4 protein-coding genes and 2 pseudogenes are annotated in these 6,149 nt (G+C 70.5%); 2 read left to right on the forward strand and 4 right to left on the reverse strand.

The window, feature by feature from the left end; all coding sequences use genetic code 11:
• A pseudogene (locus ADL01_RS46170) lies at positions 1 to 318 on the forward strand (hypothetical protein); the annotation flags it as partial.
• Between the two features lie 5 nt (positions 319 to 323).
• Here ADL01_RS46170 and ADL01_RS15955 read toward each other — a convergent pair.
• From ADL01_RS15955 to ADL01_RS15965, 3 genes and pseudogenes are all read right to left on the reverse strand, one after another.
• Positions 324 to 740, reverse strand: a pseudogene (locus ADL01_RS15955) (class I SAM-dependent methyltransferase); the annotation flags it as partial.
• A 44-nt stretch (positions 741 to 784) separates the two neighbouring features.
• Positions 785 to 1,282, reverse strand: coding sequence for a hypothetical protein (locus ADL01_RS15960; protein ID WP_053742662.1), 498 nt, complete (start codon positions 1,280 to 1,282; stop codon positions 785 to 787).
• A 69-nt stretch (positions 1,283 to 1,351) separates the two neighbouring features.
• Positions 1,352 to 1,681: an SH3 domain-containing protein gene (locus ADL01_RS15965; RefSeq protein ID WP_053742663.1), complete on the reverse strand. Its 330-nt coding sequence runs from the start codon at positions 1,679 to 1,681 to the stop codon at positions 1,352 to 1,354.
• Between the two features lie 183 nt (positions 1,682 to 1,864).
• Here ADL01_RS15965 and ADL01_RS15970 point away from each other — a divergent pair, with 183 nt between their 5' ends.
• Positions 1,865 to 4,042, forward strand: coding sequence for a serine/threonine-protein kinase (locus tag ADL01_RS15970; RefSeq protein WP_053742664.1), 2,178 nt, complete (start codon positions 1,865 to 1,867; stop codon positions 4,040 to 4,042).
• A gap of 106 nt (positions 4,043 to 4,148) precedes the next feature.
• Here ADL01_RS15970 and ilvD read toward each other — a convergent pair whose 3' ends face one another.
• Positions 4,149 to 6,002 (reverse strand): dihydroxy-acid dehydratase, encoded by a 1,854-nt coding sequence (gene ilvD / locus ADL01_RS15975; RefSeq protein WP_053742665.1) that lies wholly within the window; start codon positions 6,000 to 6,002, stop codon positions 4,149 to 4,151.
• Positions 6,003 to 6,149: the final 147 nt, after the last annotated feature.

Genomic DNA, 6,149 nt, shown 5'->3' on the forward strand with positions numbered 1-6,149 from the left:
GTGGTCGGGCTTGCGCTTGCCGTGGGGAAGACCGCCTGGGATGTCAGTCATGTGCGGGTGGAGATCGGTGAGCGCGGGGACGGCGTTGTTGTCGTCCGGGTCGTCGGGCATGCCACGTTTCTGCGGTTGCCCAAGTTGCTGGATGACCTGGAAGGCCTGGAGGTGGAGACGCCGGGTGGGCTGAGGGCTTTGCCGCCTGGGCGGGAAGTGCGGCTGGAGTTGGGTGGGCTTCGCCATGTGGATCATGCGTGTGCGGCGGCCCTGGAGGGGTGGGCCGCCGCGCGGGGGCGTGCGGCGGTGGGGTGCGAGGAGGGTTAAGGGGCAGGGTCCGCTGCGCGGCTGGGGGCGCCGCTGGTGTCCGCGGTCGGCTCGATGCCGAAGAAGTACTGGATGCGGTTCGCCGGGGCGGTGATCCGCGGGACGTCCAGGGCGTACGTGTTCCACCACAGGGCGAGTGCGCCTCCTGGGCGCAGGACCCGGAGGGCCTCCGGGACGGCGTGGTCCGGGTCGGTCCAGTGCCAGGACTGGGCGTAGGTGAGGAAGTCGACGGAGGCGTCGGCCAGGGGGAGGGCGTTGCCGCTGCCTCGGACGATCGGGACGTCGGGGAGCGTGCGGCGGAACTGGGATGCCATGCCGGCGCCGGGCTCTACGGCGATCACGTGGGCGCCGCGGGCGTGGAGGAGGGCGGTGGATATGCCGGTGCCGGCGCCGATGTCTGCGAAGCGGGAGCCGGTGGGGGGGTGAGGGGGGGGGCGGCCAGGCGTTCTATGGCGTTGCCGCTTTTCTATGCGTGCCTTTGTTTTTTTGCTGGGTTGCCTGTTCGGCGGGTTGACTGGCGGGTGTGTCGGGTGCGGGACGCCTCGTACTCCTGGCGGTGGAGGGTCTCGCCGGGGGCCTCTTTCAGGGAGCGGAGGAAGTAGGCGGTCAGGGAGCCTACGAAGCCGATCGTCAGGAGGCCCCGGAGAGAGGCCTGGCGGGCCGGGTCCGGGCGTTTCGTGAACGCGCCCCAGGTGTGGCCGAACGCCAGTGCGCTGCACGCCGCGAACATCACCAGGACCAGGAGAGTGACGAGGCCTCCTACCGCCGCGATGCGCAGCCCCTCGTACGCGAACCGCAGGATGAGCAGCGATGCGATCGTCGCTGTCAGCGCACCCGCGGCCACTCCCACCCGGCGGGCCGTGTAGCCGGCGTCGCGCTCCACCCACGTCGTGCCGAAGAAGCGGAGGGGCTCGGGGCGGGGTTCAGGGCGGGGTTCGGGTCGGGGTTTGGTCTTGTCGCTCACCGTTCGATTATGGCCAACCCGGGCGCCGGCACCGTATGGCGGTACCGGTGCCCGGGGCGGCCTCTTGGGTCAGGAGCAGTGCACTGCCACGTAGCCGTCGCTGCCTGTCAGGACGTACGCGTCCGAGACGTACTCGCCGTTGTCGATGTTGTCCCAGATGTTCGACGTACCGTACGGACCGGCGATGGACTCGCCGGGGCGCTGGCAGTAGATCGGGATCTTGGCGCCCTCGGACAGCACGCGGACGAGGGTGTAGCCGGTACCGGGGCCGCTGCGGACGTTGAGGCGGTAGCCGGGGGCGACCGAGTAGTAGCGGACGGACGTGGTCGCCGCCGCGATCTTCAGCTCCGTCCCGCCCGCGCCCTCGGCCGTTCTCTCCCCGATGTGGTCTGTGGACATGAAAAATCCTCCCCCGTTGGTCCCCATGACTGCCATGGGGTCCGGGTGATACCCCTAAAACACGCCATGAAACACATGTACGGAACTCGTACACCGACGTCAGCAAGCCGCCTCTGTCCCGTGCGGCTCATCGACTAGGCTCCGTGCGTCGCGCGCGCGGCCGAACAACACGGGGGTGAGTCCTTGACGCCACAGCGGAACTCCGGAACCGGCGCGGAAGCGGAATATCCGGAGTACGCCGGTCAGTACCGTCTGGAGTCACGGCTGGGTTCCGGCGGCATGGGCGTGGTGCACCTGGCCCGGAGTACCTCCGGGATGAAGCTCGCCGTCAAGGTCGTACACGGCGAGTTCGCCGAGGACCCCGAGTTCAGGGGGCGGTTCCGGCAGGAGATCGCCGCCGCCCGGCGGGTCAGCGGTGCCTTCACCGCGCCCGTCGTCGATGCCGACGCCGACGCCGAACGGCCTTGGATGGCCACCCTGTTCATTCCCGGCCCGACCCTCGCCGACGAGGTGAAGCGGAACGGGTCCATGAGTGCTGGTCAGTTGCGGCGGCTGATGGCCGGGCTCGCCGAGGCACTGCGGGACATCCACCGGGTCGGTGTCGTCCACCGGGATCTGAAACCCAGCAACGTGCTGCTCGCCGAGGACGGTCCGAAGGTCATCGACTTCGGCATTTCTCGGCCGAAGGACAGCGAACTGCGCACCGAGACCGGCAAGTTGATCGGTACGCCGCCCTTCATGGCGCCCGAGCAGTTCCGGCGTCCGCGCGAGGTGGGGTCCGCCGCCGACATCTTCGCCCTGGGGTCGGTGATGGTGCACGCGTCGACCGGACGCGGGCCGTTCGACTCCGACAGTCCGTACGTCGTCGCCTACCAAGTCGTGCACGACGAGCCCGACTTGGCCGGCGTACCGGCGAACCTCGCCCCGCTGGTCCTGAGTTGTCTCGCCAAGGAGCCCGAGGACCGGCCCACGCCGGACGAACTGATGCGGGAGCTGCGGTCGATCGCCGCCTCCTACGACACCCAGACGTTCGAACCCGAGGAGCGACGCGGCAGCCGTCCTTCCCTTTCCTCTCAGCCCGCGTCAGCCGACCCCGCTCCCCCCGATACCGGCTCCTCTTCCTCCAACTCACCGTCTCCCGCTGGGCGTTCGGATCGGCGGCGGCTGCGCAAGCGCGTCCTTCTCGCCACGGGAGCGCTCGTTCTCGCCGCCGGGGGCGTGTTCACCTCGGTGCAGGTGTTCGGCGGTGATCCGGTCACCGGGCCGCCCAAGGGCGGTTCCACAAGCGCCGGTTCGACGACGGCGGCGGCCAAGTTCCGGGCCTGGGCGGTGCGCCCGGACAGCGACGGCAACGCCGGTATGCCCCACTGCTCGTACGGCGGCGGGAAGTTGTTCTGCGCCCAGAAGGGCCTCGTCACCGCCGTCGACCCCGCCGACGGCACCGTCCTGTGGCGGCACCCGATCGACGCCACCCTCATTCCGAGCCACCCGCCGGTCCTGTCGGGCGGGCTCGTGCACCCCTCGCTGGACGGCGGACCCCGCCTCGAGGCGCTCGATCCCGGTACCGGCGCCACCCGCTGGCAGGAGACCATGCCCGGCCACACCGGCCTCGGGTACGCCGGCGGTATGGCCCTCGTCACCGGCGCCGACGGAAAGGTCACCGGCGTCGACAGCGCGTCCGGCGTCAGCAGGTGGAACCGGCGCGTCGCCGGTCTGAGCGGCCCGCAGCTGTTCTCCTTCGCCGGCGACCAGCTCGCGTACGCCACCGGCGAGGCCGGGGGCGGGGCGCGTACCCGGGTCGCCGCGCTGGACCCCGCTACGGGTGACGTGCGCTGGCAGGACAAGCTGGACGGGCTGCTGAGGCCCATCGGCACCACCGCCGACGGCGCCTCCGTGTTCTTCGCCGCCCTCGACTCCGTGTACGGGGACACCGTCGCCGTCGTCGACTACGACCCGGCGACCGGGGCCTCGCGCAAGGTCGCGGTGGCCGTTCCGGTCCAGCGGGCCGGTGGTGTGGTGCGCGGGAACACCGTCTATCTGACGGGCGGCGGCGGCTCGCTGATCGCCGTGGATCTGAAGGCGGGGAAGCAGCTCTGGCGGCTGGAGACGGGCGTGAGCTTCGGCTCGGCGCCGGCCGCCGACGGACGGTACGTGTACTTCACCGGCGCCGACGGACGGCTGCTCGCGGTGAACGCCCGTACGGGGAAACTCGCGGGGCAGACGCCGCCACGGCTCAGCGCGGCCTCGGACACGGTCGCGGCCGCGCTGTCCGCCCCCGTCGCCGCCGGCGGACGCGTCTACGCGAGTGCGCCCGACGGTTCCGTCTTCGCCGTGGACGCGGCCGACCCGGCCGGCTGGTGACGCGCGCCGGCCGGCACCCGTACGGCACGTGAGGCGCGTACGGGAAGAGCATGAATGAAAAAGGGCCGCTCCTCAGGAGCGGCCCTTTCGTGCGGTTGTGCCGGCGTCAGCCCAGCTTGGACACGTCCCGGATCGCGCCCTTGTCGGCGCTCGTCGCCATCGCGGCGTACGCGCGCAGGGCGGCGGAGACCTTGCGCTCGCGGGAAACGGGGGCGTAGACGCCGTTCAGGGCGTCGCGGCGGGCCGCCAACTCGTCGTCCGGGACCAGCAGTTCGATCGTGCGGTTCGGGATGTCGATGCGGATGCGGTCGCCGTTGTTGACGAGGGCGATCGTGCCGCCGGAGGCCGCCTCGGGGGAGGCGTGGCCGATGGAGAGGCCCGAGGTGCCGCCGGAGAAGCGGCCGTCCGTGATCAGGGCGCAGGTCTTGCCGAGGCCGCGGCCCTTGAGGAAGGAGGTCGGGTAGAGCATCTCCTGCATGCCGGGGCCGCCCTTGGGGCCCTCGTAGCGGATGACGACGACGTCGCCGTGCGTGATCTGCTTGTTGAGGATCTTCTCGACGGCCTCTTCCTGCGACTCGCAGACGACCGCGGGGCCCTCGAAGGTCCAGATCGACTCGTCGACGCCGGCCGTCTTCACGACACAGCCGTCGACGGCGAGGTTGCCCTTGAGGACCGCCAGGCCTCCGTCCTTGGAGTACGCGTGCTCAGCGCTGCGGATGCAGCCGCCGGCGGCGTCCACGTCCAGGGCCTCCCAGCGCTCCGACTGGGAGAAGGCCTCGGCGGAACGGACGCAGCCCGGTGCCGCGTGCCACAGCTCCAGGGCCTCCGGCGACGGGGAGCCGCCGCGCACGTCCCAGGTCTTCAGCCAGTCCGCGAGGGACGAGCTGTGAACCGAGTTCACGTCCTCGTTGAGCAGGCCGGCGCGGTGCAGCTCGCCGAGGAGGGCGGGGATGCCGCCGGCCCGGTGCACGTCCTCCATGTAGTACGTGCGGTCCTTGGCGACGTTCGGCGCGACCTTCGCCAGACACGGGACGCGGCGCGAGACCTCGTTGATGTCGTCCAGGTCGAACGCGACGCCCGCCTCCTGGGCCGCGGCCAGCAGGTGCAGGATCGTGTTGGTCGAGCCGCCCATCGCGATGTCGAGCGCCATGGCGTTCTGGAAGGCCGCGAAGGTGGCGACGTTGCGCGGCAGGACCGTCTCGTCGTCCTGCTCGTAGTAGCGGCGGGTGATGTCCATCACCGTGCGGCCGGCGTTCTCGTACAGGGCCTTGCGGGCCGTGTGCGTGGCCAGGACCGAGCCGTTGCCGGGGAGGGCGAGGCCGATGGCCTCCGCGAGGCAGTTCATCGAGTTGGCCGTGAACATGCCGGAACAGGAACCGCAGGTCGGACAGGCGTTCTCCTCGATACGGAGGATGTCCTCGTCCGAGATCTTCTCGTTCACGGCGTCGGAGATCGCGTCGACCAGGTCGAGCGTACGGACCGTGCCGTCCACGAGGGTGGCCCGGCCGGATTCCATCGGGCCGCCGGAGACGAAGACCGTGGGGATGTTGAGCCGCAGGGCGGCGTTCAGCATGCCCGGGGTGATCTTGTCGCAGTTGGAGATGCAGATCAGGGCGTCGGCGCAGTGGGCCTCGACCATGTACTCGACCGAGTCCGCGATGAGGTCGCGGGAGGGGAGGGAGTACAGCATGCCGCCGTGGCCCATCGCGATGCCGTCGTCGACGGCGATCGTGTTGAACTCGCGCGGGATGCCTCCGGCGGCGGTGATGGCCTCGCTGACGATGCGGCCGACCGGCTGGAGGTGGGTGTGGCCGGGCACGAACTCGGTGAAGCTGTTCGCGACGGCGATGATCGGCTTCCGCCCGATGTCGGCACCCGGTACACCGGAGGCGCGCATAAGGGCGCGGGCGCCCGCCATGTTGCGGCCGTGGGTGACTGTGCGGGACCTCAGCTCGGGCATCTTCGCTCGCCTCGCTCCTTCAGAGAGTTATGACTCCGTCGAGCGTACGCCGGATATCCAGTGGGCGGACACTTCGTCCGGAATGCGGGATGGGTGTCTCGGGTTTCGGGTTTCGGGTGCGGGTTCGGACGCGGCTCAGGCTCGGCT

Origin of the sequence: Streptomyces sp. NRRL WC-3618, from assembly GCF_001280005.1 — a bacterium.
GTDB lineage: Bacteria > Actinomycetota > Actinomycetes > Streptomycetales > Streptomycetaceae > Streptomyces.

Excerpts from the sequence above, each read along its gene's own strand:
- ilvD (WP_053742665.1), bottom strand. The coding sequence starts at position 6,002 with ATGCCCGAGCTGAGGTCCCGCACAGTCACCCACGGCCGCAACATGGCG.
- ADL01_RS15965 (WP_053742663.1), bottom strand. The coding sequence starts at position 1,681 with ATGTCCACAGACCACATCGGGGAGAGAACGGCCGAGGGCGCGGGCGGG.